The 26,935-nt window shown below is 42.6% G+C and carries 22 protein-coding genes, 2 tRNA genes and 1 pseudogene; 12 read left to right on the top strand and 13 right to left on the bottom strand.

What is annotated here, in order from left to right; translation table 11 throughout:
- Positions 1–17 precede the first annotated feature (17 nt).
- Genes ACP7AK_RS13735 through ACP7AK_RS13745 form a run of 3 tightly spaced genes read right to left on the bottom strand, consistent with a single transcriptional unit; the run spans position 18 to position 5,022 of the window.
- Entirely contained in the window at positions 18–410 is a 393-nt protein-coding gene (locus ACP7AK_RS13735; RefSeq protein ID WP_180181000.1) for a hypothetical protein, read from the bottom strand.
- Complete coding sequence (locus ACP7AK_RS13740; protein ID WP_311204140.1) at positions 407–2,164, bottom strand: glycoside hydrolase family 19 protein; 1,758 nt, start codon at positions 2,162–2,164, stop codon at positions 407–409. The genes ACP7AK_RS13735 and ACP7AK_RS13740 overlap by 4 nt, the downstream gene beginning before the upstream one ends.
- Positions 2,161–5,022, bottom strand: a complete 2,862-nt coding sequence (locus ACP7AK_RS13745; RefSeq protein WP_425880125.1) for a type VI secretion system Vgr family protein — start codon at positions 5,020–5,022, stop codon at positions 2,161–2,163. Before ACP7AK_RS13745 ends, ACP7AK_RS13740 begins: the two co-directional genes overlap by 4 nt.
- 246 nt (positions 5,023–5,268) lie before the next feature.
- Here ACP7AK_RS13745 and ACP7AK_RS13750 point away from each other — a divergent pair, with 246 nt between their 5' ends.
- Positions 5,269–6,423: a methionine aminotransferase gene (locus ACP7AK_RS13750; RefSeq protein ID WP_425880126.1), complete on the top strand. Its 1,155-nt coding sequence runs from the start codon at positions 5,269–5,271 to the stop codon at positions 6,421–6,423.
- A 128-nt stretch (positions 6,424–6,551) separates the two neighbouring features.
- The gene (locus tag ACP7AK_RS13755; protein ID WP_425880127.1) at positions 6,552–7,916 is read left to right on the top strand and encodes an MATE family efflux transporter; all 1,365 of its coding nucleotides are present in this window, start codon (positions 6,552–6,554) and stop codon (positions 7,914–7,916) included.
- A gap of 114 nt (positions 7,917–8,030) precedes the next feature.
- Here the strand turns inward: ACP7AK_RS13755 and ACP7AK_RS13760 are convergent, their stop codons facing one another.
- Entirely contained in the window at positions 8,031–8,879 is an 849-nt protein-coding gene (locus ACP7AK_RS13760) for an SDR family NAD(P)-dependent oxidoreductase (RefSeq protein ID WP_148334837.1), read from the bottom strand.
- A gap of 223 nt (positions 8,880–9,102) precedes the next feature.
- Here ACP7AK_RS13760 and ACP7AK_RS13765 point away from each other — a divergent pair, with 223 nt between their 5' ends.
- From ACP7AK_RS13765 to phoR, 3 genes are all read left to right on the top strand, one after another.
- Complete coding sequence (locus tag ACP7AK_RS13765) at positions 9,103–9,780, top strand: TetR/AcrR family transcriptional regulator (protein WP_086044331.1); 678 nt, start codon at positions 9,103–9,105, stop codon at positions 9,778–9,780.
- A 249-nt stretch (positions 9,781–10,029) separates the two neighbouring features.
- A complete protein-coding gene (gene phoB / locus ACP7AK_RS13770) occupies positions 10,030–10,740 on the top strand; it encodes a phosphate regulon transcriptional regulator PhoB (RefSeq protein ID WP_004280972.1) in 711 nt (236 codons plus the stop codon).
- Between the two features lie 25 nt (positions 10,741–10,765).
- Complete coding sequence (gene phoR / locus ACP7AK_RS13775; RefSeq protein ID WP_005245337.1) at positions 10,766–12,124, top strand: phosphate regulon sensor histidine kinase PhoR; 1,359 nt, start codon at positions 10,766–10,768, stop codon at positions 12,122–12,124.
- 46 nt (positions 12,125–12,170) lie between these two features.
- Here the strand turns inward: phoR and ACP7AK_RS13780 are convergent, their stop codons facing one another.
- Together ACP7AK_RS13780 and ACP7AK_RS13785 are read right to left on the bottom strand one after the other, a co-directional pair.
- Positions 12,171–12,821, bottom strand: a complete 651-nt coding sequence (locus tag ACP7AK_RS13780; protein WP_425880128.1) for a glutathione S-transferase family protein — start codon at positions 12,819–12,821, stop codon at positions 12,171–12,173.
- Between the two features lie 160 nt (positions 12,822–12,981).
- Positions 12,982–13,929 carry a pirin family protein gene (locus ACP7AK_RS13785; protein ID WP_425880129.1) on the bottom strand — a complete coding sequence of 316 codons (948 nt, stop codon included), beginning with the start codon at positions 13,927–13,929 and terminating at the stop codon, positions 12,982–12,984.
- A 503-nt stretch (positions 13,930–14,432) separates the two neighbouring features.
- On the opposite strand from ACP7AK_RS13785, the gene ACP7AK_RS13790 reads away from it, so the two are divergent.
- Positions 14,433–15,755 carry a GGDEF domain-containing protein gene (locus ACP7AK_RS13790; protein ID WP_425880130.1) on the top strand — a complete coding sequence of 441 codons (1,323 nt, stop codon included), beginning with the start codon at positions 14,433–14,435 and terminating at the stop codon, positions 15,753–15,755.
- Between the two features lie 190 nt (positions 15,756–15,945).
- Positions 15,946–17,169: a diguanylate cyclase gene (locus ACP7AK_RS13795; RefSeq protein ID WP_425880131.1), complete on the top strand. Its 1,224-nt coding sequence runs from the start codon at positions 15,946–15,948 to the stop codon at positions 17,167–17,169.
- A 194-nt stretch (positions 17,170–17,363) separates the two neighbouring features.
- Here ACP7AK_RS13795 and guaA read toward each other — a convergent pair whose 3' ends face one another.
- A complete protein-coding gene (gene guaA / locus ACP7AK_RS13800; protein WP_004644840.1) occupies positions 17,364–18,932 on the bottom strand; it encodes a glutamine-hydrolyzing GMP synthase in 1,569 nt (522 codons plus the stop codon).
- A gap of 344 nt (positions 18,933–19,276) precedes the next feature.
- Here guaA and ACP7AK_RS13805 point away from each other — a divergent pair, with 344 nt between their 5' ends.
- Positions 19,277–19,915: a DedA family protein gene (locus tag ACP7AK_RS13805; RefSeq protein ID WP_004644839.1), complete on the top strand. Its 639-nt coding sequence runs from the start codon at positions 19,277–19,279 to the stop codon at positions 19,913–19,915.
- Positions 19,916–19,953: 38 nt separating this feature from the next.
- Here ACP7AK_RS13805 and ACP7AK_RS13810 read toward each other — a convergent pair whose 3' ends face one another.
- From ACP7AK_RS13810 to ACP7AK_RS13830, 5 genes are all read right to left on the bottom strand, one after another.
- The gene (locus tag ACP7AK_RS13810; RefSeq protein WP_004732653.1) at positions 19,954–20,547 is read right to left on the bottom strand and encodes a hypothetical protein; all 594 of its coding nucleotides are present in this window, start codon (positions 20,545–20,547) and stop codon (positions 19,954–19,956) included.
- Between the two features lie 197 nt (positions 20,548–20,744).
- Positions 20,745–21,137 (bottom strand): hypothetical protein, encoded by a 393-nt coding sequence (locus tag ACP7AK_RS13815; RefSeq protein ID WP_129717383.1) that lies wholly within the window; start codon positions 21,135–21,137, stop codon positions 20,745–20,747.
- A gap of 13 nt (positions 21,138–21,150) precedes the next feature.
- Positions 21,151–21,987, bottom strand: a complete 837-nt coding sequence (locus ACP7AK_RS13820; protein ID WP_004280959.1) for a ParA family protein — start codon at positions 21,985–21,987, stop codon at positions 21,151–21,153.
- 96 nt (positions 21,988–22,083) lie between these two features.
- Positions 22,084–22,476: a SirB2 family protein gene (locus tag ACP7AK_RS13825; protein WP_005245348.1), complete on the bottom strand. Its 393-nt coding sequence runs from the start codon at positions 22,474–22,476 to the stop codon at positions 22,084–22,086.
- A gap of 9 nt (positions 22,477–22,485) precedes the next feature.
- A complete protein-coding gene (locus ACP7AK_RS13830; protein WP_004280957.1) occupies positions 22,486–22,794 on the bottom strand; it encodes a BolA family protein in 309 nt (102 codons plus the stop codon).
- 233 nt (positions 22,795–23,027) lie between these two features.
- Between ACP7AK_RS13830 and ACP7AK_RS13835 the strand changes: the two genes are divergently transcribed.
- Positions 23,028–23,100, top strand: a tRNA-Gly gene (locus ACP7AK_RS13835).
- Between the two features lie 48 nt (positions 23,101–23,148).
- Positions 23,149–23,224 (top strand) — tRNA-Gly (locus ACP7AK_RS13840).
- A 270-nt stretch (positions 23,225–23,494) separates the two neighbouring features.
- On the opposite strand, the gene ACP7AK_RS13845 is transcribed toward ACP7AK_RS13840, so the two are convergent.
- Positions 23,495–25,195, bottom strand: coding sequence for an NAD-dependent malic enzyme (locus ACP7AK_RS13845; RefSeq protein ID WP_425880132.1), 1,701 nt, complete (start codon positions 25,193–25,195; stop codon positions 23,495–23,497).
- 292 nt (positions 25,196–25,487) lie between these two features.
- Between ACP7AK_RS13845 and ACP7AK_RS13850 the strand changes: the two genes are divergently transcribed.
- Entirely contained in the window at positions 25,488–26,450 is a 963-nt protein-coding gene (locus ACP7AK_RS13850) for an alpha/beta hydrolase (RefSeq protein WP_425880133.1), read from the top strand.
- Positions 26,451–26,787: 337 nt separating this feature from the next.
- A pseudogene (locus ACP7AK_RS13855) lies at positions 26,788–26,935 on the top strand (hypothetical protein); the annotation flags it as partial.

Consider the following 26,935-nt stretch of genomic DNA (forward strand, 5'->3'; position numbering starts at 1 on the left):
AAATAGAATTTAAAGAGTTATAAGCAACTTATATTATCTATATGTATGTTACTTTTATTAAAAATAGTAGTCTTCTTGGTTCTTAAATTTTTATATTCGACATCATATAAAAGATAACCTTGTGACATAAAAGTATAATACCCAGTAATTTCTCCATTAATGATTTCATTCATTGTTCTATAGACTTCAGGCTTAGCATTATCACCCATATCGACATTTTTTTCTTTTATAGGTCTTGATATTTTAATATTTTTCAAATAGGGATAATATTTTACAAAATTAATATCAGGATACTTACTAGAAACTAACAAAATAGATTTCTTTTCACTTATCAGACAATAATATTCATCATTTGATTGTGCGCTTGTACATACCACTAGAGCAAAAAAAATAAGTATAATTTTTTTCATAATTCTTTTAACCTCTTTTTAGCTAATGTTATTGCAGAATTCGCACTATAACCATACCTCTTTCTGCCAACTTTGTTCCCTTTCTTATCTTGTTTATAACCAAAAGGATAATCTTTGTCTTTACACATTTCTAGAAATCTTGAGTATCCTTTTTTTGACTCATTAGAGTTTTTTAATTTTCCTTTTTTGTAACCAGCAGGATCACTCCATAAACCCCATCCAAAGCATTCACCAATTTTATTAAAATAAATATAACTATTTTCAAATTTCGTATAATTATCAAGATTATCAACTATTTTCTTATCTAAATTTAAACAGGTTTTTATATTAAGAGCGATTACAGCTCTTTTATAGTATTTCTCTCTATCATCAAATCCGTTATATCCGCCATTAATTAAAGCACAAGTTGCTATTAAATCATTATTAATGGCATGAGGACTCAAATTGCCAGCTTTAGAATGATGCCAATACCATACTGCAGAACCTACAGCATGTTTTTTTTCTTTAGCAATTCTATGTTTATTATTTCCTAAAAAGTTTTCATTCACTGCTAACCCATAAAGCTCATAATTATTTTTATAGGTTAATTGCATTAAGCCACGTCCTTTATAGCCATCATAAACTTCACTTTCAGATTTACCACCTAATCCTTCTTCTAGCAAAGAATAACTTGCAGTTTCATGTAATGTGTGTGCTATAAAATGAGCCTTTTCAAGACAATTAATCATATTAAGTTTTTTAAATTGTTCATTTAAATCATTAAGAAAGCTTATAGCTGTGGCACTAGTTGTTATTTTTTTAAATTCTTCTGCTGAAATATCCCTATTACAGACACATTTACTTATTTTTAAATTTTTCTCTATTCTTGGCTTATTTAGTACAGTTCGACCTACCGTTAAGTCCACATCTAATTTCATTTTTATGGCATCTTCTTTAATTCTTTTTACCACATGAGTTTTCGGTTCCAAGGGATTACCATCAGGTTTAAATACCGTGATCTGTATTTTTTCTCCAATCATGCTTGGAAATGAAAATTTACCATCAGAGGTATTTGAAATTTTGGTTATCTTATTTCCTAGATAAAGTATCTCGATCTTTGTATTTTCAACGATATAACTATTTCCTTCTCTATCTAGAAGTTGGATATTTGATTCACTTTTAAAGTTTTCGCAGGGTTCGTCTAATTTAATTATTTGTGGTATTTGAGAGCCATGCTCAGAGTTAACAGCACCTTTTAGAGCAAACTCATCATTTGAAGTCAAAACTAGAATTTCAATATCTCGATTAGGTGAAGATACCACCTCTACAATGCCCTGCTCATTGGTATGACGTTCAAATGAACTTTGTTTTCCTTTAGGGCGAGATTTTACCGGGAAACTCGTTAATATTTTCTCATTGCAGTCTATTATTTTAAATAAAGTCGTAACTATACCTTTTGTAGTAGGCATCACTTTTTCTTTATGATACTCCTCTATACTTTTAGGCAAGGATACTTTTACAGGATTCTTTCTAGAAGAAATGATTGAAGAATCAATCGTTTTAATAACGATATAATCTTCCACATTAGGTGGCTTAGCTAAAATTTCCACAGTTCGATTTGGTGAACCCTGAAATATAAATAAACCATCTTTATCTGTTTTATTTGTATTTTCTCTCGATGAACCTTTATAGCGTGATTTAACTTTTAAATTAATGACATATTTTCCTGAAGCATCATAAATTTTTGATGTTATGGTAACTAAATTGCTCATCATTCGACATCCTCTTCAGTATATACATCATCCTCTAAATCCCTTTCTTCTATCTCATACAATAGTTCATCAATACTTTCATTATCTAAGTCTTGAATGAGATGAGTTTGTAAAGAATTAAATCCTAAAGCCACGAAATCTGTGGGTTGAGAGGTATAGAATCTTAAAGTACTTAATTGATTATTTTCATTTAATACAGACTTCTTAGTTTTAATTAAGTTCCCATCCAACTTATTTAGAATAAAAATTTCTTTTTCTCCTGCAGACTGGTTAGTCCACTGATAGTTAATTTTATTACTGAATAATGTTTTCATTTTTGGAAGATTTATTTTTTGTTCAATAATATTTTGACCTTTCGTAAACAGATGCTGCCCGGCCTTACACTCAAATTTCCCACCAGTTGTGACCATTACTCCACCACCATTGATCTTAATTTGAGACCCTCCAGCGGTCAGTACGATCTCCTTCGGACTGGTGATTTCGATCTTGTCTTCAGTCGAAATAAGCTTGATTACCTTGCGGGCAATCGCTTCAATTGCATCATCTTGGGCTTGTATTTCAATTTTGCCTTGAGCTGCATAGACACTTACGCCTTCTTGAGCAGCGAACAAACTGATCCGGTCCTGTGCATGAGCAACTAAAGATTTCTGTGTGGAAAAATGAATATTGTCCCCGGCACTCTGATTGATTTGCTGATCAGCGGATAAATGAATATTTTCCTTTGTGCTCAGTGCAATCGATTGGGGTGCGGTTAACAGCATCACCGCCTGTTTAAATGCAGTAGCTTTGCCCCGGTCTTCAGCTTCAATCTGATTCAGAAACTGTTTTAAACTATCAAAAAATTCCAATGGATCAGCCTGCTGTTTTTCTGCAATATCACTCAAGGCTTTACTATGATTGAGATTCGATTCAAGCTGTTCTTTGGCTGAGTCAGCATCCAGGTGATTGCCTGCGGCTGACTCTTGCCCATAAGTGGAAATCAGCAAGCCTTTCCCTGCACGTATGGCACCCCAATGATCCGTTCTTAACTCAAAACCTTCTCCCCGACCTTCGCTGCTTTCACTTTCTTTGGGGTGGCTTAGATTTCCCAGATTGAGCTGGCTGGCTGCATGACTACTTTGCAGCTGTACACTGATCTGTCCAGTCGTATCATCAAAACGCAACTGGTTAAAGCCCTCACCATCGACCTCCTGAGAACGGATGCCACTGAGTTTTTTGGTCGCAGGAAGTTCTCCTTTTGCATCAAACATGGTCGGATGCCGTTCTGCTTCATGAATCCGTCCCACCACAAAGGGCCGGTCGATATCACCTTCAAAGAAGTCAATCACTACAATTTCGCCAATTCGCGGATGCAACCTGATGCCATAGCCCTCACCCGCCCAAGGGGTCAAAACATCCACCCAGGCAGAATCACTATCATTGTCATTGCTGCCTGCACCGCCATCATGCTGATGATCCTCACTCCGGGTAAATAGAAAACGAACTTTCACCCGCCCCCATGCATCGACATGAATCGTTTCACCTTCAGGTCCGACCACTCGAGCCCGTTGCGGATATGCAGCAGGCCGATGAATGAAGGGGTGGTACTCAGGAACAACCGGGATTTCACGGCGCACCATCTGTAGTTCATTGGCCTGTCGTTCCTCCTGTGTCATCTGCCAGCCGCTCTTCTCAAGCAAACTGTCCAGCTGAGATAAGATATCTTTGGGTAAATTGTTCTGGTTATAAAACCGCTTAGCTAAAATCAGAAATTCACGTTGATGGGCAGGATGCTGATCAATTTCAGGATGCTGTTGCAGTTCAAACCAGTATCCAACCTGAGCATCTCGTACGCTGCTACTGGCTTTAAAATATTTAGACTGCAAAGCATGATAGTCACTGAGCTGCTGATTGAGTCGATCCAGTTGGGCTATACCAGATGCTGTCACCTGATCCTCATGATTTAAGTCGCCGGTCCAGGCCGGACTGATGTTCCACGCATCTTCAAGCTGAAGAGTGGCATTTGCGTGAATATCACTTTGCTGATGATTACTGAATAAAGGCTGGCTTTGATCTTGAGCAAGTTGCTGGGCATGCCAGCGCTGGGTTTGGGTACTATTCGGATTGAGCTGACGTACCGCAATCAGACTGGTCAATGTGTCCAGCTGTTCGGTGGCATGACTGCGATGAAACCGGATGGAACGGCGTTTTAAAGCTGAAAAATATTGGGAATGATCTACCAGTTTTAAAAACTGAGCTTGAATCTCGCTGGCTGATACAGGCACAGTTAATTGCTTTTCATCGATCAGCCAGTTAATTCCTTCGCTACGCCATAAACGGGTCAGAAAATCATAATCCGATTCATTAGATTGCATCACAAAAGGCCGGACATCATAGTCCCGGCTGAGTCCTGTCAAATCCAGGCTGAGACTGACCGCGAATAATGCACTTCTGTTTTGCCATTCACTGAACAGGATTTCACTGATCTCGCGCACCGTCTTGTTCATAAAAACCCGACTGTTACGGCGCTTCTGCCAGAGTGCAGTCGCGTCATTCAGCGTCAGTTTATACAGGGTCAAAGCTCCATCATTCTGTCCTTGGCTGGCTGCAGTAATAATGCCCGTAGTCCGGAAAAGTTCACCCCGGTCTGTGACCTGATCAATGGCCACCCGACAGCCGATAAACTGTTTCAAGGCAATATGAGCATGAGTGGAAAGACAGATCAGTTCAGCCTGCAGACCTTGATTGATCTGATGCTGACCCTCAATCCGCTGAATCAAAACCTGATGATTTAAAGGAGGATGTGAAAACTGTAAATGTAGCGCACGATGCTGGCGCTTAAGCCCGAGCTGCTCCAGCAGCATATGGATAGGTTTTGGCATTTTATAGTTATAATTTTAAGCTTTATTATTGTGCGGCAAATTTTAGGAAAAGTTATCCATTTCGTCCAGTTCACGATGCATTTCACATAATTAGGCCTTTAATTTATGACTCTTCAATTAAAAATCTTAAATCGCATGTGGTACATCTTAATTAAAAATATTGCCCAATATTCCCTATTTTTCTGATTATCCTATACGGAACTTGCTGTTACACTCATTCAGATCTCATTCTTCAAGGCCAAAGACATGCTGAAACTCCCTTCTAAATTACCTGATTTGGGCGTGACCATTTTTAGTACCATGTCGGCCTTGGCACAAAAACTCGGAGCCTTGAATCTTTCTCAAGGATTTCCGGACTTTGCAGCGCCTCCTGCCTTGATTGAAGCTTTAAACCGGGCCAGCCAGAATGGATTTAACCAGTACGCACCGGGAGATGGTCTGCCAGTCTTGCGAAGTCTGGTGGCAGATCTCTATCAGCAGCGTGATCAACTGATTATTGATCCTGTCGAGGAAATCACGATTACCCCTGGGGCGACAATTGCGATTTTTTGTGCCATTCAAGCCACGGTGCGTGCCGGGGAAGAAGTGATTATTTTCGACCCGAGCTATGACAGTTATGGACCTGCGGTACAACTGGTCGGGGCAAAGCCAGTGCATATTGCTTTGCAGCATCCTGATTTTTCTGTGGACTGGAATCAGGCCAAAGATGCCATTAATGACCGTACCCGCATGATTATCGTGAATACTCCACATAATCCGAGTGGGAGTGTCTGGTCCAAGGCAGACTGGCAGCAACTGATCGAACTGATTCGCGAGCGCAATATTGTGGTGCTGTCCGATGAAGTCTATGAACATCTGGTTTTTGACGGCGTTCAGCACTATTCGGCCTGGTCATTTCCAGAACTTCGCGAGCGTAGCTTCGTAATTGGCTCTTTTGGTAAAACCTTCCATGTCACTGGCTGGAAAACCGGATTTTGTATTGCTGCACCGGCACTGATGAAAATGTTCAGACAGATTTATCAGTTTGCCAGCTTCTGCGGTGTGACACCCGTTCAGGTTGCCTTGGCGGAATATATGCAACTGCATCCTGAGCATATACCTGAACTGTCCTCTTTTTATCAAAATAAACGGGATTTATTTAACTCATCCATTAAAACATCACGCTTTAAATGGACACCTTCTCAAGGGACTTATTTTCAGAACTTAGATTATTCAGAGATTCGGCCTGAGCTCGATGATTTTTCCATGTGCCATTTTCTGGCAGAACAACATGGGATTGTCGCGATTCCAGTCTCCGCGTTCTACCAACACCCCCCTGCAGATTTACGTCTGCTCAGGTTCTGCTTTGCAAAAAAAGAACAAACCTTGATCCAGGCAGGTCAAATTCTTTCAAAGATTTAACTCATTTTTTAACTAAAAATCTCATAAAATAAATGCCTTAGTTACTTAAAAGCTAAGGCTTTTTTTTACATTCTGCCGAATAATAGCTGCATCAACAAATAGATGATAATTCAATCACAGGATGTCGCATGGCACAGCACTCACTGATTCATCAACAGAATTTATGGAAAGCCTTTCTGGTATTTCTGTTGCCATTAATTGCGACCAATATCCTGCAAAGTCTCTCCGGCACGATCAATACGGTTTTTGTGGGACAAATGCTCGGAGTGAATGCGATTGCTGCTGTTGCCGTTTTTTTCCCGATCCTGTTTTGTCTGATGGCCTTTGTGATTGGTTTATCTGCCGGTTCTACCGTATTGATTGGACAGGCTTGGGGTGGAAAAAATATAGAAAAAGTGCGCTGTGTGGTCGGTTCAACTTTATTTATGACCTTGATTGGCGGAAGTTTGATTGCGCTTTTCGGGGTAATTTTTGCTGAGAATATTCTTTTGGCCCTTGGCACAGATCCTGATGTAATGCATTTGTCCTTGCCCTATGTACAATGGATGCTGGCGGGTAGTCCCTTAATTTTTATCTATATTATTTATACCTCCATCTTGCGTGGCATTGGGGATAGTACCACCCCCCTGTTTGCTTCCGCACTTACCATTGGGGTGGGTTTAGTGGTGACACCGGTCCTGATTGCCGGTTATTTTGGCTTTCCTAAAATGGGCATTATCTCGCCGGCGATTGCCACCATTCTGGGAAATCTGGCGGTCCTGTTGTTTTTAATCCTGTATTTGAACTATAGACAGCACCCGCTCAAGCTCGACTGGGCTTTATTAAAAAATATTCGTCATCAGCCACAGTTGAGCAGAATGATCTTGAAACTGGGGGTTCCGACTGGGGTACAAATGGTCACGACTTCAGTTGCCGGACTGGTGATTGTCGGGCTGGTCAATCGTTATGGCGCAGAAGCAACAGCCGCTTATGGTGCGGTCAATCAGGTCTTAAATTATATTCAATTTCCCGCTTTGTCGATTGCGATTGCCGCGTCTGTATTTGGTGCTCAAGCGATTGGCGCAGGTAAATCGGATCTACTCAATAAAGTCACACGGACTGCGCTGAGTATGAATATCCTGTTTACCGGCGGTCTGGTGATTCTGGCATACCTGTTCTCCAAATATCTGATGGCACTGTTTATTACCGATCCTAAGGTTGTAGTACTGGGACAACAACTGCTATTTATTGTGCTGTGGTCAATTCTGTTTTTTGGCGCCAGTGCCATTTTTGCTTCGATCATGCGCTCAAGTGGAACGGTGACCATGCCAATGCTGATTAATATTTTTGCCATTCTCTGTATTGAAGTTCCCGCCGCTTATCTTTTTAGTCAGTGGTGGGGCCTGGAAGGTATCTGGTATGCCTATGCATTGGCCTTTGTCAGCCTGTGTATTTTGCAGGGACTGTATTATCAGTTTGTCTGGAAGAAAAAAACGGTTGAAGCGTTGATTTAGATGCAAGGTTTTATGTACCTAGAAGTATTACAGTAGCTAACACTCTTAGTCGCAAAAAATAGACCCTATTACAGCGATAAAAAACCCGCTTTCGCGGGTCTGTTCTGCAATTTTTTAAGCAGATTTTTTCTTCTTTTTGCCAAACTGGGTCGCCAGTGCAGTGACATGCTGATAACCGGTCGGCAAGATCCGCTGAATCAGGTCAATTGCTTTGGCATCATTACCGATCAGCAGACGGCGCTTGTCTTTTTGTACCGCCTCCAGAATTTGACGAGCGGCTTCTGCAGGTGGACAACGCAATAATTTATTAAAATTACGGGCTGATTTTTCCGGATTCATACCTAAAGTCAGCAGGCTGTTATTCATTTTTGCAGCATTGGCAATATTGGTACGGATACCGCCCGGATGTACACACAGTGCACTCACCCCACAATTTTCCATATCCAGTTCCTGACGCAGGGATTCAGTAAAACCACGTACCGCAAACTTGGTCGCGTTATAAGCAGACTGGGTCGGTTGAGCAGTCAGACCAAACAGGCTGGAAATATTGATGATATGACCATCGCCGGTTTTCTTGATCAAAGGTAAGAATTCTTTGGTTCCGTAAACTACACCCCAGAAATTGATTCCGACAATCCATTCCAGTTCTTCATAAGATGCCCCTTCAACGGTTGAACCCAGTGCAACGCCGGCATTGTTAAAGATCATATTGACACTGCCATGATCCTGTTCGACCTGTGCCGCCCAATTACGCACCTGCTCCAATTCTGCTACGTTTACTTTCTGAATGGTGACACGGACATCACTTTCTTTGAGCAATTCGAGCGTTTGCGCCAGACCCTGTTCATTAATATCACTCAGAGCCAGATGACAACCCTGCTGAGCCAGTAATACCGCCAGTTGCTGACCAATACCTGAACCGGCCCCGGTAATCGCGGCAACTTTATTGTTAAAATTTTTCATTCAATTTCCTTATGTAAACTACTGCCATTCCATGACAGCAGGATCTTGTTCTGTTGTTTCAGGAGCTAGCACAGATCCTCAATATAGTTTTGACAATATATATTGTCAATAATTATCCCATATCCTTAGAGGCCAAATTTCAGGGCAGCATTTCCATATAGGTCTAAGCGTGATTTATTGTTAAGATATTCAAAATCTTCATGCAGATGAGCATACAGGCCTTATGACCGATTCAATCGACTCAGCAGCAAAATCACGACCCGCCAAAACCAAGGAACGTCAGTTTAAAGGCCTGTCGATGGCTGAACGGCAGCAGGCACGTCGTGAAAAGCTCATCGAAGCCGGGATTGAAGCCTATGGTAGTTATGGTTTTTTTTCAGTTACTGTCAAAGATATCTGCAATGAAGCCAAACTGACTGAACGTTATTTTTATGAATCCTTCAAGAAAAGCGAACATCTGTTTCAGACCATTTTCCTAAAACTGATTGATGAACTGCAACAGAATGTCATGCAGGCCATGATGCAGGCCTCGACAGATCCGAAAAAAATGATCGAAGCCGGTTTGAGTGCGCTGCTCACTACCCTGCGTGACAATCCGCGCATGGCACGGATCATTTATATTGATGCCATGCTGGTACAGGAACTGCATAATCAGGCCACTATTCATGAAACCATGTCACGTTTCGACCGCATGATTCACGCCTTCGTCATGTTGATGATGCCGCAGTTAAATCGTAGTGAGCAGGAAATTTCACTGGTGTCGACCGGTTTAAATGGCTATGTCACCCAAATTGCCATTCGTTGGGTGATGAGTGGTTTTAAGCATTCGCTTGAGGAAGTTTTATCGTCTTGTAGTGTGGTTTTTTTGGCGCTGCTCGAGTCATTTTCCGAGAAAAAATAGCTGTTAAATCCTGTGCTTAATAGGCTTTCCTACATTTACCAGTCAGTTGCAGATTTATGCTGTACTACGGAAATGAGTAAAATTAATTTATGATTTTTTAACAAGTTTCTGCGCTATATTTGTCACAAATTTTTGCGAATATCAGCAGTTTTTCCCTTTCTGCAATGATACTGTCATAATTAGTCTTTGTAATAAGCCTGTCATAAATATAAAACGGTTCACCGTTTACATGAAATAGGGTATTGCGTTGTGAAAGATGACTACATATTAATCGTCGATGACGAGCTCCCGATTCGGGAAATGATCCATACCTCTCTGGATATGGCCGGTTTTCAGTGCTTACAGGCAGAAGATGCCAAGCAGGCGCATCAGATGATTGTGGACCAGCGTCCGGCATTAATTTTGCTGGACTGGATGATGCCGGGTGGTGTGAGCGGTGTGGACTTATGTCGTCGTCTGAAACGTGATGAAAGCCTGTCAGAAATTCCGGTGATCATGCTGACAGCGCGCGGTGAAGAAGACCACAAGGTACAAGGTCTGGATGCCGGTGCCGATGACTACATGACCAAGCCATTCTCGACCCGGGAACTGGTCTCCCGAATTAAGGCGGTACTGCGCCGCGCCAATGCCCTGAGCGGTGAAAAAACCATTGATGCCAATGGCCTGATTCTGGATCCGGTCAGCCAGCGGGTGAATTTTGGTAACAACATTCTGGAAATGGGGCCGACTGAATATCGTTTGCTGGCATTCTTCATGACCCATCCGGAACGTGCCTATACCCGTGCGCAATTGCTGGATCAGGTGTGGGGCGGTAACGTCTATATTGAAGACCGGACCATCGATGTACATATCCGCCGTTTGCGTAAAGTGCTGGAACCTTATGGTGTAGACCGTTTTGTACAAACCGTTCGCGGAACGGGGTATCGCTTTTCGACCCGTTCAGATGTCGCTTTAGGTTAATATCTTTTAAGGTAAATCTTGTTTTATGTATGAACCCTACCCTGTCCCCGAACTGGCACGCGAACATAAAAGAATCCGTTACAGTAGCTTATGGGATTTTGCGAAACAGGATTTACGCTTACTGGCTTTTTTCCTGATTATCGCCAGCTTTATCGGTTTTGGGATTGGGTATTTCTGGGTTTGTATCGTAATTGCTTTCGTGGCGTTCTTTGCGACCCAAATGCGTTCCTTATATCTGGTCAATGAATGGATTTCCAATCGCCCTTATGATGTTCCACCAAATATTGGCGGGATTTGGGGTGCGCTACTTTTCAATGTTTACCGCGCCCAACGTCAGGAACGGATTGTTCAGGCGGAAATGGTCGAACTGATTGATCGTGCACAGTCTTCACTGGTGGCCTTACAAGAAGCTGTGGTACTACTTGATGAAAACCAGCAGATTGAATGGTGGAATCCGGCAGCCGAACGTCTGCTCGGAATCTCCAGTGATGACCGTCGCCGTAATATCCTGACCTTGTTACGCCAACCAAGCTTTATCGAATACTATCACCATATTGATGAATCCCCGGACGGCCTGAAAATGCGTTCTTCGCTGTTTGAAGACCATTATGTGCAGGTCAAAATGACCCGTTTTGGCGGAGAAAGTCGGGTACTGGTCGCTTATGATGTGACCCGGATGCACAATCTGGAACAGATGCGAAAGGATTTTGTCGACAATATTTCACATGAACTGCGCACTCCTTTGACCGTACTCAGCGGTTATATTGAAACCTTTACCGATCAGGAAGATATTAATCCACGCTGGAAACGCGCTTTTGATCAGATGCAGTCGCAAACCCGACGCATGAATGCTCTGGTCAACGACCTGCTGCTGCTGTCACGTCTGGAAAATGATAAGAATATTGCCAAAAACCAGATCATTGAAATGCCGAGTCTGATGAACCAGCTATTCGATGATGCCCAGGCCTATAATATTGATTATGGTCATACCCTGAATCTGGACATTGACAGTCATTGCGATCTGATCGGTTCAGATATGGAACTGGCCAGCGCTTTTAGTAATCTGATCACCAATGCCATCAAGTACACGCCTAAAGGCGGTACCATCACCATCGGCTGGCATGATGATGGTGAATCCGCCTATTTTGTCGTGCAAGATAACGGTATCGGGATTGATCCCAAGCATCTGCCACGTCTGACCGAGCGTTTTTACCGCATCGATTCAGACCGCAGCCGTCGTACTGGCGGTACCGGTTTGGGATTGGCAATTGTTAAACATGTACTCATGCAGCATCAGGCACATCTGGAAATTGAGTCCAAGGAAAACCAAGGCTCTACCTTTAAGGTGATTTTCCCCAAAGAGCGTCTCAGCTTTCCAGAGTAAGATAACCATCAAAAAAGGTGCCATCGGCACCTTTTCTTTTAAGTACTTAAGAGCTGATCTGTTTTTCTTTGGACAGTGCACGCGCATAGGCAGCACGTTGCGACACCCGTTTCAGATAGGCTTGAATCGCTGGATAGCTTTGACCCGTCCGGCTCTGCATGGCCTCCAAAGGAAAACTCATCTGAATATCGGCAAAACTGAAATGACCGGCAAAATAATCATGCTCACTCAAATAGCTTTCCAGAAACTGGATATGATCTTTTAAACGGCTCTGCACAAACTGTTTCTTCACTCCATGGCAGATTTTCTTGGCCACCGGCCGAATCAGCAACGGGGTATGTTTTGGTACAGTGGTCATCACCAGTTGCATTACTAGCAGCGGCATCAATGAGCCTTCCGCATAGTGCATCCAGTAACGGTACTGGGCCTTGTCGGTAATATCTTCTGGACGAAATTGTTGCTTTTCATCATAAGTTTCCTGCAAATATTCCAGGATCGCCGCAGATTCTGCCAGTACCTGAGACTGATCGACCAGAATCGGAGCCTTGCCCAATGGATGGATCTGTTTTAAGGCCGGTGGCGCAGAAAGGTTGGGCTGACGTTTATAGTATTTAACCTCGTAATCCAGTCCTAATTCTTCCATGGCCCACAGAATACGAAATGATCGTGATTGTTCGAGATGATGTAAAACACGCATATTAGACTCATGATTTTATTGTTCTTACTTTCCGAGCATAGCAAAAAGCAGCAGACTCTAGCTCAATTTTTGATGACTGTAATGATATGTATCCTATGTTGCAGATTCACTATTTGAGTTAAATTCAGACAGCACTCCATATTCCTATCATTTTTAGCATTTATCGGGAAGCACGCATCTGGTCTGGAAATGCAGGCGCTTCTAAACGTGGCCCATCATAGGCAGGAATGGAACCAAAACGTTCATGACCTTCAATCCATTGTTCCCGCGCAATTTTAAGTTCCTCTGTCGTACGCCCGACCAGATTCCACCACAGTAAAATCGGGCTTTCAAATGGTTCCCCACCAATCAATAGCACCCGGCTCCCGGCATGAATTTCAGCATTGACTTGCTGCAACCCCGGCTCCAGGATCAGCATATTATCTTCAGTCAGTTCATGCCCATTAATGCTGGCCGTCCCTTCAAGCACCATAAAGCCATATTCAAATTTTGGATTCAGCGGCAAGCGCGCACTGGTACTTTGAGCTGCATACAGATCTACTCCGAGCAATTCACTATGTACTTTAACCGGCGATCTGGTATTTAAATATTCTCCGACCAGCACGGTAAACTCGATACCCTGCTCATTAACGACCGGTAATTCAGGATAATGGTCAAAACCCGGTGCCATATTGATCTTGTCATCCGGCAAGGCAATCCATAATTGCGCTGTATGCATATGCGTTTCACTCTCGGGAGAGACTTCGGTATGTGAAATGCCATAGCCCGAGGTCATCAGATTGACCTGCTTGGGACGAATCAACTGCTGATTTCCCAGACTGTCATTGTGCATCATGCTGCCTTCGATCATCCATGTAAAGGTCTGCAGACCAATGTGCGGATGTGGTCCGATATCCAGACCATCTCCTTGCGGGAAAATAGCCGGACCCGCATGATCCAGAAAACACCAAGCACCTATCATGCGCTTATGTCTGCTTGGCAAGGCACGTTTAATCACGGTGCCCTGTCCGATTTCCGCGCGACGTAAAGGAAACTCCTGAATAAACTGATTCACATACTTTTCACAATCATCAGAATTCGACAGTTCAATATCACTATTATTCGACATGGCTGAGCTTACCTCGGCATTTTCATTCTACTTTTTGAGTGGGTGAGACATGTATTTGACCGATTCAAGATGCCTCTCTGTTCAGGACAATGTACAGGGTCTATGGGCAAAATCTATCCCTGGAAATATTTAGATACGTATAAAACGCCTCACTAGTCCCATCAATTTAAATTCTGAAAAGCTGATGAGATTTATATTCAAAGCCCCAAACTTGAGTTTTAACAAGTCAATCATGATTTAGGTACATGGCGTTATGAGTTTAAATAAACTGAAGATCAACGAATGTCATTAGTCCATGTTTCACGTGAAACGGAGCAACAACAACCAAAGATCCCAATGAATAAGATGATTATTCATGTATTTCAATCACTTTCAATTTTACAAAACACAAATTTTGTTACGTTTTAGCTTTAAAAACTTCCCGGATACCCAATTTTTGGGAGGTTATTTTTTACTCAATCACGGCATAATAGGCACCTATAAAAATAATACTGGACCAGGACATGTCTGCTCAGAATGAGAATATATATTCAACGGCGAATGTATCTTTTCAAAATTCGACGACCGATAAATCACTGAAATTATCTGAATGTGATCTGCAGAACCGTCAGCTGATTGAACAGGCGCTAACAGATCCTCATGCCCGTATTCCTGCCCCGTTTCAGCAGTATTTTCATGATTATGTCTATACGCATAGTCATCATAACTTGCGTCAAATTAACTATCTGGCGCAAATAGCCTTTTTACTGTATTTCTTTGCCGATATCCTGATTATTCCAGACATGTTTTTTATTTCTGGTCTGATGCGCGTCGTTCTGGTTCTGGGCGCGATGTTTTGCTGTTATTACCTGTTTAAAAGACATAAAAACATTCAGATTCTGGACAGAATCTTGCCGATAGGTACCACTGTGGCTGCAGCGGCCTGGATTGGCTTACTCGCGCTTTCAACCAGTCCCCATGTTGCTACCTATATTTATGCCTCTGCGATCTTTATTCTCATCGCCAATCTCTGTGTGCAGACCCAGTTTAAAGTCGCAGTCTATTGCTCCATCTTGATTGCCCTATTTATCATGCTTGGGATATCCAAGTTCATGAGTGCTTCTCAAGCCTTTATTTTTAGTGTGGTCTTTAGTCCACTGTGGTTTTTTAGCATTTATATTAACTGGAATAATATTCTGAATATACGGCGTTCTTTTCTGCGCTCCCTACTTGATGAATGGAACTATCAAACCTTAAAGAATCTGGCACATACCGATGATTTGACCCAGCTCTACAACCGTCGCCATTTTGTCGATATGGCTGAACGCTCTATTCATCAATGGCCTAAACATGCCAGTAGCTGCCTGCTGATGTTTGATGTGGATCATTTTAAAAATATTAATGATAGCTATGGGCATGATGTTGGTGATCGGGTACTACAACTGATTGCTGAAGTGACCCGTAAAGAAATGCGGCATAGCGATGTACTGGCACGTTTTGGTGGGGAGGAATTTATCGCCCTCCTAGAAGATACTCAGCTGCAAGACAGCTGGGTGATTGCAGAAAGAATTCGTTGTGCAATTCAAAAGCAGTACATTTATGTCGAACCCAATCATGCCATCCGGTTCACCATTTCGATCGGTGTAGCAGAACTGGAATCCCATACCCAACCCCTGGAAGACCTGATCAAACAAGCCGATATTGCCTTGTATCAGGCCAAGAAGTCTGGCCGAAACCGGATTGAGGTCTATCATCCAGATATGCTGAATAAGCCCAAGCCTGCGACAGAAAATCCCTGGAATGTATTTAAGCCAGACACTCAACCAGCCCAGTCAACGGCGAATTAAAGCTGGATCATTAGTCTGTTCTATAAGCTAGGATCATCCTTAGAATGCACTAATCGGGGATTTCATTTTATAAAATAAATTTGATTCTTCCACTTTTAAAATATCCAACAAAAGAATAGAATATTTTTTATACAACTATATATAAATTTCATCTTATTCATTTTTATATATTTTAATTTGGGAAGGCTGCATGCCGCATGATAACGAAAAAGAATCACGCACTCTGATTCAGGAGTCTCTTCAAGATCCGCTGGTTCGTATTCCTGCGCCTTTAAAACCAGCCTACTATGCTCATCAGAAAAAACTCACTTTAAAATACTTATTACAGGTTAATTTATTCGCACAGTTGGCATATGCCTCTTATACCCTCGCCGATATTCTGGTGCTGCATGATATTCTCAATTTGCTCATTTTGACCAAAATCAGCTATACCATCCTGATCGTACTGATCACGATCTGGATGTATCACTCTTACCGCAATTTACCTGTGTTTGATTTACTCTTACCTACCTCAATTATTGGCGCAAGTGCCATCTGGTTTTTTAATCTAAATCAGTCTGAAAGTGCTTATACCCTCATTTATCAATATGCCTCCTTGGTTTTTATTGTGTTGGCCAATTTATGTGTGCAGATCCGGTTCTGGCCGTCTTTGATTACTTCGAGTCTGATTACTTTGATGATTTACATCGGTGTATATTTCAATACTCGATCTGACCTGTACCAGATGTTTTTATTTTCCCTGATTTATCTGCCAGTATTGACCTTCAGTCTATATATTAGCTGGAGCTCGACCTTAAAATCACGCATGGTATTTTTGCAGCGTACCCTGAATGAATATAATCGGCAGGCCTTTGAAAATATGGCTCATACCGACTCACTCACTGGCCTGAATAACCGTCGCTGTTTTGAATATCTCGCGCAACAACTGGTACAACAGAATTTTGATCAACCGGTGCCTATGAGTTTACTGGTCTTTGATGTCGATCATTTTAAGCAGATTAATGATCGTTATGGTCATGATATCGGAGATCAGGTCTTACAGACGATTGCTCTAAATACACACAGCGAAATGCGGCAGCATGATATTTTGGCACGCTATGGCGGTGAGGAATTTATTGCATTTTTACCTGAAACCTCTCTGGATGAAGCGCTAAAAGTTGCCGAGCGTTTAAGGCATAAAATTGAAAATATTGTGATCGATTTGGACAGCCAACATCGTTTCAGTTTTAGCATTTCGATTGGTGCTGCCATTCTGGAAAGCTGTGAAACGGATTTGATGACCCTAATTAAGCAAGCCGATATTGCCTTATATCAGGCTAAAGCCAATGGCCGGAATCGGGTTGAAGCTTATGATCCGGATCTGGAGCAAAGTTTAGCTGGAGAGATGCAAAACTGGCAGGTTAAACCGGCATAAGCATCTTTTCCGAAAAGCATAAAAAGAGCGCCGAAGCGCTCTTTTTAATTTGGAAAGTTTATATTTCTAAACTGCCATGCATAGCGTTTAGCATAAAACTTTCAAGCAGCGATGCTGCTTGAAAGTCCTTACTGCCGCGCGCCTAGCGCTTGGCGTAATTTAGGCGGACAGCAGTGCTGTCCGAAACCCCTAAATTACTCCCATTCAATCGTTGCAGGTGGCTTAGACGATACGTCATAAGTCACACGAGAAACGTCAGCAATTTCATTCATGATACGCGTAGAGATTTTGTCTACTAGTTCATATGGCAGGTGTGCGAAACGAGCTGTCATAAAGTCCACCGTTTCTACCGCACGCAATGCAATTACCCATGCATAACGACGGCCATCACCGACTACACCCACCGATTTCACTGGCTGGAATACCGCAAATGCTTGAGCAGTCTTGTCATACCAGCCGCTGTCACGCAGTTCTTGCATGAAGATGTCATCTGCAAGACGTAAAATGTCTGCATATTCTTTTTTCACTTCACCCAAGATACGCACACCTAGACCTGGGCCTGGGAATGGATGACGATAGATCATGCTGTGTGGCAAGCCTAAAGTCGTACCCAATTTACGTACTTCATCTTTAAACAAGTCACGTAATGGTTCAACCAGTTCAAATGCTAGGTCTGCTGGTAAGCCGCCCACATTATGGTGTGATTTAATCACATGCGCCTTACCCTGCTTGCTTGCAGCAGATTCAATCACGTCCGGATAAATCGTACCTTGTGCAAGAAATTTTACGCCATCTAATTTACGTGCTTCTTCAGCGAAGACAGCAATAAATTCACGGCCAATAATTTTACGTTTTGCTTCAGGATCAACTTCACCTGCAAGCGCAGTCAAGAAACGCTCTTCAGCATCAGCACGAATCACGCGGATACCCATGTTGTCAGCAAACATTTGCATCACTTGATCGCCTTCGTTCAAACGAAGCAGACCATTGTCTACAAATACACAGGTCAGCTGATCACCGATCGCTTTATGCAACAGCGCTGCTACTACAGATGAATCCACACCACCAGAAAGTCCTAGTAATACTTTTTCATCACCAATCTGTTGGCGAAGCTGTTCTACACGTAGATCAATAATGTGTTCTGGCGTCCACAGACCGCGACAGCCACAAATTTGATGAACGAAGTTCGACAGTAATTCTGCACCTTTAGAAGTATGTGTCACTTCAGGATGGAACTGAATACCATAGAAACGGCGAGTTTCGTCAGAAACCATCGCAATTGGACAGCTTGGCGTCTGTGCAGTGATTTGGAAGCCTTCTGGAATACGGGCAACTTTATCGCCATGGCTCATCCAGACATGCAGCTGGTTTTCACGGTCCTGTAAATTACCGATCAGCTTGTCACGTACAACAATATCTACTTCTGCATAGCCAAACTCATGCACAGTACCTGGCTCAACTTTACCGCCAAGTTGTTCGCACATGGTTTGCAGACCATAACAAATACCCAATACCGGCACACCCAGCTCGAATACCACTTGCGGCGCACGCGGGCTGCCCTCAAGGTGAACGCTCTCAGGTCCACCAGACAAGATGATACCGTTTGGATTAAATGCACGAATGTCTTCTTCAGACATATCATAGGCATACATTTCAGAATATACACCAGCTTCACGGACACGACGTGCGATGAGCTGACTATATTGAGAACCGAAATCCAGAATCAGGATACGATCTTCAGTAATTTGAGTATTGGTAGTCATGACGAACAACTATGAAAGGCAAACGAAAGATAAGCGCCGTATTCTAACATTTTTCAGCGCATTAAGCACACAATTCGCATGAGGTATGCATTTAGTTGATTGCATTATATTTCTAGCACAACAAAGCATCCCTTCGGATGCCTTGTTTGATCTGTCATTTTTATATTTTTAAGCTCAAGATTTAATCCAATTAAGTCTATTTTTATAAAAATCTGAAGATAATATGTAAGAGAAATTTTGGCTCGATTGAAGATGAATGAAGCGTTAATTATTTTACTTTCTGGTACTGACTTTCATGCCCCGGGCTGTTAGGATTTGACCACACTTTTGCTTGTACTGGGCTCATGGAACTGATTGATTTTATCTTGCATGTTGATGATCACTTGCTTGAATTTATCACTAATTACGGGATCTGGATTTATGCCATTCTTTTCCTGATTATCTTTGTAGAAACAGGTCTGGTGGTCATGCCGTTCCTGCCTGGCGACAGCTTGCTATTTGCAGCAGGTGCACTGGCAGCCTCTACTGGTGCAATGGATCCATGGGTGCTGATTCCACTCTTGTTTGTTGCGGCAGTTCTGGGTGACACCCTGAATTATCATATTGGTAAATATATTGGTCCTCGGGTTTTCGAGATCGAATCGCGCTTCATCAATAAAAAACACTTATTGGCGACCCAGCAATTCTTTGCCAGACATGGTGGTAAGACCATTATTTTTGCGCGTTTTGTTCCTTTTGCCCGTACCTTTGCACCCTTCGTTGCCGGTGCTGGCAGCATGAATTACAAATATTTCCTGACCTATAATGTAGTAGGTGCATTTGCCTGGATTAGCTCATTTGTCATTTTGGGCTATATGTTTGGCAATATGCCGATCGTCAAAGACAACTTCACCTATCTAATTTTTGGCATCATTATTTTAAGTGTATTGCCAGGTGTGATTGGCTTTATTCAACAAAAGCTCAAAAAAAGTAAAACAGCTTAAGAACTTTTTACATTAAGATTCTTTTACAGCCTGTGCGTTTAATCCCAGAGCTTGATCAAGAGTGGGATCAGACAAAGCAGGACAAATAAAGCCGCGCCTTTATAAATGAGGCCGGCTTTTATTTTTTCAGATGGACTGGTCAATATGGCCTGACCAAAGACCATCCAGAATATCCCGACCGGAACGGTACTCAAGCTAAAGGCAGCAAAAACCAGAACGAAGTTGGTCGGGCTTTGCCAGGTTTCCATCGGTAAAATTCCAGAGGCCAACAATGCTGCTTTAGGATTTTTTAGGGTAGTTGTAAACATTTGCCAGGGGCGAATCTGCGGATGGTTCTTGCTGTAGCGTTCTAACTGCTGGGCCTTATATAAATGCAAGGTCATCCAGCCCACACAGATGGTACTCAGCACATAAACCAAGCCTTTAAAATTTGGCCAGATCGGTGACGCCAGATGAATCACCAAGGCCCATACATTAATGGCATAAAAATAGCCGAGCAAAATGGCAGGAAGATAGAGACTGGTTTTGGCCTGCCCCTGCTGATGAGCGGAACTGGCCACCAAGGCATTGGCAGGCCCTGGAACCATCAGTACAGCAATGAGTCCTAAAACAAATAACCAATTTTCAATCATCGCAATGAACTTTTCCGGGCCAAGGTTGTAGCTTAATCAATATGGAAGTGGGATAACAAGCTTATAAATTTCAGATTTTTATATAGTCTGGTCAATTTCCCGTGAGTTTTATCTTAATTTAAACTGCCCTATTCTTGATGAAAACAATAAAAAATGCCGACCTAAAGTCAGCATTTATCCGTTTAATGTTGAATGATTTATTTAGGCGTCGCCTGCTGAACGATGATCGGACAGTTCTTATAACGCGCGGCCTGTACAATCGCTTCCTGCTCGCCTAAAAGCCGTGCCAGTTCGGTTCTTTTGGTATCGGATGACTGTCCCATATTGACCGAAACACTCGGGCCAATACCCCAACCACCGCGACTGCCCCAGCCACCACCAAGACCAACGCCTACACCGACGCCAGTACGTTTCGGTGGCTCAACGCCATTGTCGATATACTGCTGAATACGGTTATATTCACCCTGTAGTTGCGAACAACCCAAAGTCTGATACAGGGTTGGCGACACATAAGTCGGTTTTACCGGCGTTGCACAGGCACTCAGTAATGCAAGTGCAGCAATACTCAGGCTTATTTTCACAAGTTTCATAGCTAACTCGATCTTAATTCTGCTCTATCTCATTGAACAACGATTGATAGGCCTGAGTCAATTTATGATCAGTAGCCAAATGAATCAAAGGCTGATTTTTCTGATGAGATTCTTTCATCAAGATCGACGGTGGCAACATACTGTCGAGGACCGGTAAGCCTTCATCTTTGAGCTGTTGTACCACTTCACGCGGTAATTTGGCCTGTGCCTGAAACTGGTTCACGACAATCCCTTCGATTTCCAGCCCTTCATTATGGTCATCCTGGGTTTCAATGACATTTTCAATCAGGGTCTGTAGGGCACGTTTAGAAAATACATCACAGTCGAAGGGAATCAGCACGCGGTTCGCCGCAATGAGAGCAGAGAGGGTAAAGAAATTGAATGCAGGCGGTGTATCAATAAATACCCGGTCATAATGCCCCGACAGTTGTTGCAAGGCATCTCGTAGCTTATAAATCTTGTGCTTGGACTCCAGTGCATGGGCCAATGCACCCAGTGTTGGGCTAGCCGGAATAACATCCAGATGTTTAAAAGAAGATTGATGCACATAGCTTTCCAGACCTTTGCTACGACTTTTTAAAATCGAGCCAATCGCATTACCAAGCAAGCCCTTGCTTTGCTGATTACCGAGTACATCTTCAAAATAGTTTTCGATATTCGGTTCGAGTGCCGGCTTGTCACTAGAATACGTCGCATCATCACCCAGCACATACTGGCTAGAGTTGGCCTGCGGATCCAGGTCAATCAATAAGGTTTTTAAACCCTGATGTGCACTGATCGCTGCCAGATTGACAGTAATACTCGACTTGCCTACCCCACCCTTTTGATTAAATACCACACGTGTACGCATGTCCCCCTCCTCACATTTTTAATTACTTTTACAACATTTGTATTTTCTAATTATTTGCATGGACTGGCTGTGCTGATCATCACAGCCAGCCTGCTTTTAGCCAAAATTCGGCTTGATCATCACCAAAGCCAGAATAGACACCAATGAAACTACAGCAATAACTAAGCCAGCCCGACGCTGCGACAGCAAGATCGAATCATCTTTTTTATAGGCTTTGCCTAGCGAGGACACCAGCACCAAAAATAAAATGACTTTGGCATAGAACCAAGGCTGTACATCAAAGTCTTTCAGGACGAGCGATACTATACCGGTCAGTGCAATCACCGTGATAGCTAAATGCTGTAAAGCGACTAGCGCTGTACGTGCTACCGGATTAGGCATATTTCCCTGTGTGCCGACAAACAAGGTCAAGGCACGGGCAAGAATGGCGACAATCGCCAGTCCTGCTACCGACATATGGATAATCTTGACTAAAAGTTGGGTTTCCATCATGTCCTCTTAGTTTTTAGGTGCGTGTGCACAAGCAGGACTGGTCGTATCCTGACCTGCCCATTCTTCAGGCAAAAATGCATGAATGGCCAGCGCATGAATCTTGTCTTTTGACAGCAGATCACCCGCAGCAGCATAAACTTTCTGATGACGCTGGACGGGGCGCAAACCGGCAAATGCCTGACTCACAATCACGGTTTTAAAATGCGATTCTTTTCCCGGGAAATAACCACCATGACCCGAAGACTCATTCACCACTTCCAAATGGGTTGGGGATAATTGCGCCAAACGATCTTTCAGTTGTTGTTCTAAGCTCATGGCCTGACTCCAATCTTCAAAAATATGGTCTCAGTATACCTTGTTCTGCCGAGTATTTCGGTAATCTGTTCAGATGCAATCCGTTGATTGTGGCGAAAATTTATTGATTTTTATATGAATATTGGTTATTTATTGTCTGGTCTACAGCATTTTGCTTTTATTTTATGCAATTGATGCAAGATTTTTAACAAAGGTGTTGACCACATTTTTGCATGCTGTATTATACACGGCATGCGGGAATAGCTCAGTTGGTAGAGCATAACCTTGCCAAGGTTGGGGTCGGGAGTTCGAGTCTCCTTTCCCGCTCAAAATTTTTTCATTTAGTTTTTTCATTTAAAAAACTTTATAGACTCCGCGGGAATAGCTCAGTTGGTAGAGCATAACCTTGCCAAGGTTGGGGTCGGGAGTTCGAGTCTCCTTTCCCGCTCCAGATTCTAAAAAAGCCCTGATCGAAAGATCGGGGCTTTTTTTATGTTGATGTTATTTTTTTAAATGATCCTTTCATTTTTGTTTCACTCAATAACAAATTCTTAAAGTACTTTCTGATTTTATAACCAAGATGTGACCATAGTACCCCCCCTACGGCAATAAAAAAGCCCTCATCAAAAGATCAGGGCTTTTTGATATTCCATCAATGAATCAGATGAAAGCAGGCTAGCGCAAAAAAACTAGCGATGATAAGAATCCATCTTCAATACAATTAAAAGGTAATTCGCTGATAATCACGGTATTGCGGTGTCCAGAAATTATGCTCTATTGCTAGCTGCAATTCTTCTACACTGACTTTCGGTGCTACTCCGTCTTCAATCGCAGCAAGTGCCACTTTTAAGGCAATCTGCTTCGAAATTGACTGTAAACAATCCAGATTCGGCAATAAATCTGCCTGAGGATCTTTCAGTTTCGGAGAACAGTCCGCCAAGGCATTACTCGAGGCCATCAGCATATTATCCGTGACACGTTTCGCACCTGAAGCAACTACACCCAGACCGATACCCGGAAAAATATAAGAGTTATTGCATTGGGAGATATGATGAATCTGTCCCTGATAATTCACTGGTGCAAATGGGCTACCTGTCGCAATCAATGCTCTGCCATTGGTCCATTGCAAGATATCGGCCGGAACAGCTTCTACGCGGGAAGTCGGATTAGATAAAGGGAAAATAATCGGCTGTACACTATTTTCAGCCATGGCTTCAATCACTTCCTGAGTGAATAAACCCGGCTGTCCAGATACGCCAATCAATACCGTCGGTTTGGCACGCTTAACTACATCTAGCAGAGAAATCATGCTCTCTGCATCTGCCCAGCTTTCTACATTTTCAAGAGGCTGTGCCAGTTTGCGCTGGAAGTCCAGTAAATTCGGCTGATTCTCTGTGATCAGACCAAAGCGGTCGACCATAAACACGCGTGCACGCGCTTCAGCATCACTCAAGCCCTCAGCAACCATTTGCTTAATGATCTGTTCTGCAATCCCGCAACCGGCTGAACCAGCACCCAGAAAAGTAACCACCTGATCTTTAAGCTGTTTGCCTGCTGCGCGCGAAGCAGCAATCAGGCTGCCCACAGACACTGCTGCGGTGCCCTGAATATCATCATTGAAACAACAGATTCGATCACGATACTTTTCCAGTAAAGGCATGGCATTTTTCTGTGCAAAGTCTTCAAACTGAATTAAGGCATCTGGCCAGCGCTGTTGAATCGCCTGAATCACCGTTTCGACAAAAGCATAGTATTCATCGCCATTGATTCGCGGTTCACGCCAGCCCATATAAATCGGGTCATTCAACAACTGCTGATTATTGGTACCGACATCAAGAGTAATCGGTAAGGTATAGGCCGGACTGATCCCGCCACATGCGGTGTAGAGTGCCAGTTTTCCAATTGGAATCCCCATACCACCAATGCCCTGATCTCCAAGACCCAGAATGCGCTCACCATCTGTGATCACAATCACTTTCACGTTCTTTTTATTGATATTGTGAATAATCTGGTCGATCTGATCACGGTCAGGATAGGAAATAAAAATCCCACGATGACGACGATAGATATCAGAAAAGCGCTGACATGCCTCACCCACAGTCGGGGTATAGATAATCGGCATCATCTCACTGAGGTGATTTTCAATCAGATGGTAAAACAGGGTCTCATTGGTATCCTGAATATTCCGCAAATAAATATGCTTGTTAATATCACTGCTAAAAGCACAATACTGCTGATAAGAACGCTGACTTTGCTCCTCAATCGTCTCGGTGACATGAGGAATCAAGCCATGCAAGTTAAAGCTTCTACGCTCTTCTTCAGAAAATGCAGAGCCTTTATTGAGTAGTGGGAGTTCTAGCAGAGTATTTCCAGCATAAGGAATATATAAAGGGCGTTTACTGTTCAAATTTTCTCTGGGCATTATTTAACTCATCTAATCAATCTTCGGCAGTTCTGCCAAAATAATGACATCACTCTCGTTATTTTATATAGCTTATCCTGATTTTAGCCGCTTGGGTCATTTAGCAAATTTATAATACTTGTAGCAGGATTTTATAATCTGATAACACTCATTTTCAGCCAGGTTCTGAACGGTTTTTTAAATTAACCCGTATTCGTATTTTTAATTTAAATCGGTAGCAAGATCTGTTTGACAAAAAACCTCAGCTCATCAAGGATAAAGCATAAATTTAATAAGATGAACGAGTATAAAAATGAGTGAACTGCAACCGCTTTATCAGCCCGATATTCTGGGGACAGGTTATGAGCAAGCGACCTTAAACTTTCCTGATGATTATGAGGGCAAAGTCGTAGCAACCCTAATCCGTAAAAAAGCAGCCCAACCTACAAAAAAAGCAGTTTTATATATTCACGGCTTTATCGATTATTTTTTTCAGACCGAAATGGCAGAGCGCTTTAATCAGCATGGTTTTGATTTTTATGCGCTGGATTTAAGAAAATACGGACGTTCGATTCTGCCGCATCAAAAATATTATAACGTGTATGACCTTGCTGAATATAATGCAGAAATTACCCAAGCCCTCGACATTATAGCAGCCGAGGGTCACGATGCTGCCCTGCTCTGTGGTCATTCTACCGGCGGCCTGACCACGACCTTGTATGCGGCACATCATCCGCAGCATTCTTTAATTAAAGCACTTTGGGTCAACAGTCCATTTTATGACTTCAATATGAATCCGATTAAACGTGCGCTTGGCATTCCGCAACTGAGCAAACTGGCCAAAATTTTTCCCAACCTTCAATTTCCAAGCGAGCTGAACAAGTGGTATGCCACTAGCCTGCATAAGGATTTAAAAGGCGAATGGGACTTCAGTCTGGACTGGAAAAAGACCCGCTACCCGATGGTTCGGATCAGTTTTATTCGTGCCATTCATGAGGCACAGAAGGAAATTCATCGCGGTGTTCAGCTCGATGTTCCGGTATTGATCATGCATTCGCATCAGACTTTATATCCTAAAAAATGGGGCAAAGCCGCACAAAGCAGTGATGTGATTTTAGGCATTAAAGACATTCAAAAATATGCCAAAAAAATTAAAGGCGATGTCACGGTTCAAAGTATCCAGAACGGTTTACATGATCTGGTACTTTCAGAGCAATCTGTACGTGAGAAGGTTTATCAGCAACTGTTTCAATGGCTGCATGACAAAGGGCTTTAGATAAACGTGGAAGGAGAAATGAAACTTACCCTCATTTCTCCTGCTTGGCTTCTTTTGAATCCTTATTAGGTTGGAATGTAATTAAGCACATTGAAAATATGCCAATTTTTCGATGGTTTATAAGTGCTATAATCCCTTGTTTTTAAATTTAAAATTTATAACCTTTATTGTTCTACTGCTTGTCTCCAAATATTGTCTTTTGTAGCAAGCCTGTAAACAAACAACCGCCCGTCTTTTTCCCTCTTTATAGTAGAGCTGAATGCAGAAGCGCCTATATTTTTTGATCGGCAACATGCGCGCAGCCTGCACCACTAACAATCATATAAAGGAATAGATTATGCGTTATGCAGACCCCAATACTGACGGTTCAAAAGTTCATTTTAAAGCACAATACGATAATTTCATTGGCGGCGAATGGGTCGCTCCAGTCAAAGGTGAATACTTTGACAATATCTCTCCGGTAGATGGCAAAGTCTTTACCAAAG

Source organism: Acinetobacter sp. TWP2-2-3, assembly GCF_049896445.1.
GTDB lineage: Bacteria > Pseudomonadota > Gammaproteobacteria > Pseudomonadales > Moraxellaceae > Acinetobacter.

Bases quoted from the DNA above. Each gene is read 5' to 3' on its own strand.
- ACP7AK_RS13735 (WP_180181000.1), bottom strand. From the start codon at position 410: ATGAAAAAAATTATACTTATTTTTTTTGCTCTAGTGGTATGTACAAGC.
- ACP7AK_RS13740 (WP_311204140.1), bottom strand. From the start codon at position 2,164: ATGATGAGCAATTTAGTTACCATAACATCAAAAATTTATGATGCTTCA.
- ACP7AK_RS13745 (WP_425880125.1), bottom strand. From the start codon at position 5,022: ATGCCAAAACCTATCCATATGCTGCTGGAGCAGCTCGGGCTTAAGCGC.
- ACP7AK_RS13750 (WP_425880126.1), top strand. From the start codon at position 5,269: ATGCTGAAACTCCCTTCTAAATTACCTGATTTGGGCGTGACCATTTTT.
- ACP7AK_RS13755 (WP_425880127.1), top strand. From the start codon at position 6,552: ATGGCACAGCACTCACTGATTCATCAACAGAATTTATGGAAAGCCTTT.
- ACP7AK_RS13760 (WP_148334837.1), bottom strand. From the start codon at position 8,879: ATGAAAAATTTTAACAATAAAGTTGCCGCGATTACCGGGGCCGGTTCA.
- ACP7AK_RS13765 (WP_086044331.1), top strand. From the start codon at position 9,103: ATGACCGATTCAATCGACTCAGCAGCAAAATCACGACCCGCCAAAACC.
- phoR (WP_005245337.1), top strand. From the start codon at position 10,766: ATGTATGAACCCTACCCTGTCCCCGAACTGGCACGCGAACATAAAAGA.
- ACP7AK_RS13780 (WP_425880128.1), bottom strand. From the start codon at position 12,821: ATGCGTGTTTTACATCATCTCGAACAATCACGATCATTTCGTATTCTG.
- ACP7AK_RS13785 (WP_425880129.1), bottom strand. From the start codon at position 13,929: ATGTCGAATAATAGTGATATTGAACTGTCGAATTCTGATGATTGTGAA.
- ACP7AK_RS13790 (WP_425880130.1), top strand. From the start codon at position 14,433: ATGTCTGCTCAGAATGAGAATATATATTCAACGGCGAATGTATCTTTT.
- ACP7AK_RS13795 (WP_425880131.1), top strand. From the start codon at position 15,946: ATGCCGCATGATAACGAAAAAGAATCACGCACTCTGATTCAGGAGTCT.
- guaA (WP_004644840.1), bottom strand. From the start codon at position 18,932: ATGACTACCAATACTCAAATTACTGAAGATCGTATCCTGATTCTGGAT.
- ACP7AK_RS13805 (WP_004644839.1), top strand. From the start codon at position 19,277: ATGGAACTGATTGATTTTATCTTGCATGTTGATGATCACTTGCTTGAA.
- ACP7AK_RS13810 (WP_004732653.1), bottom strand. From the start codon at position 20,547: ATGATTGAAAATTGGTTATTTGTTTTAGGACTCATTGCTGTACTGATG.
- ACP7AK_RS13815 (WP_129717383.1), bottom strand. From the start codon at position 21,137: ATGAAACTTGTGAAAATAAGCCTGAGTATTGCTGCACTTGCATTACTG.
- ACP7AK_RS13820 (WP_004280959.1), bottom strand. From the start codon at position 21,987: ATGCGTACACGTGTGGTATTTAATCAAAAGGGTGGGGTAGGCAAGTCG.
- ACP7AK_RS13825 (WP_005245348.1), bottom strand. From the start codon at position 22,476: ATGGAAACCCAACTTTTAGTCAAGATTATCCATATGTCGGTAGCAGGA.
- ACP7AK_RS13830 (WP_004280957.1), bottom strand. From the start codon at position 22,794: ATGAGCTTAGAACAACAACTGAAAGATCGTTTGGCGCAATTATCCCCA.
- ACP7AK_RS13845 (WP_425880132.1), bottom strand. From the start codon at position 25,195: ATGCCCAGAGAAAATTTGAACAGTAAACGCCCTTTATATATTCCTTAT.
- ACP7AK_RS13850 (WP_425880133.1), top strand. From the start codon at position 25,488: ATGAGTGAACTGCAACCGCTTTATCAGCCCGATATTCTGGGGACAGGT.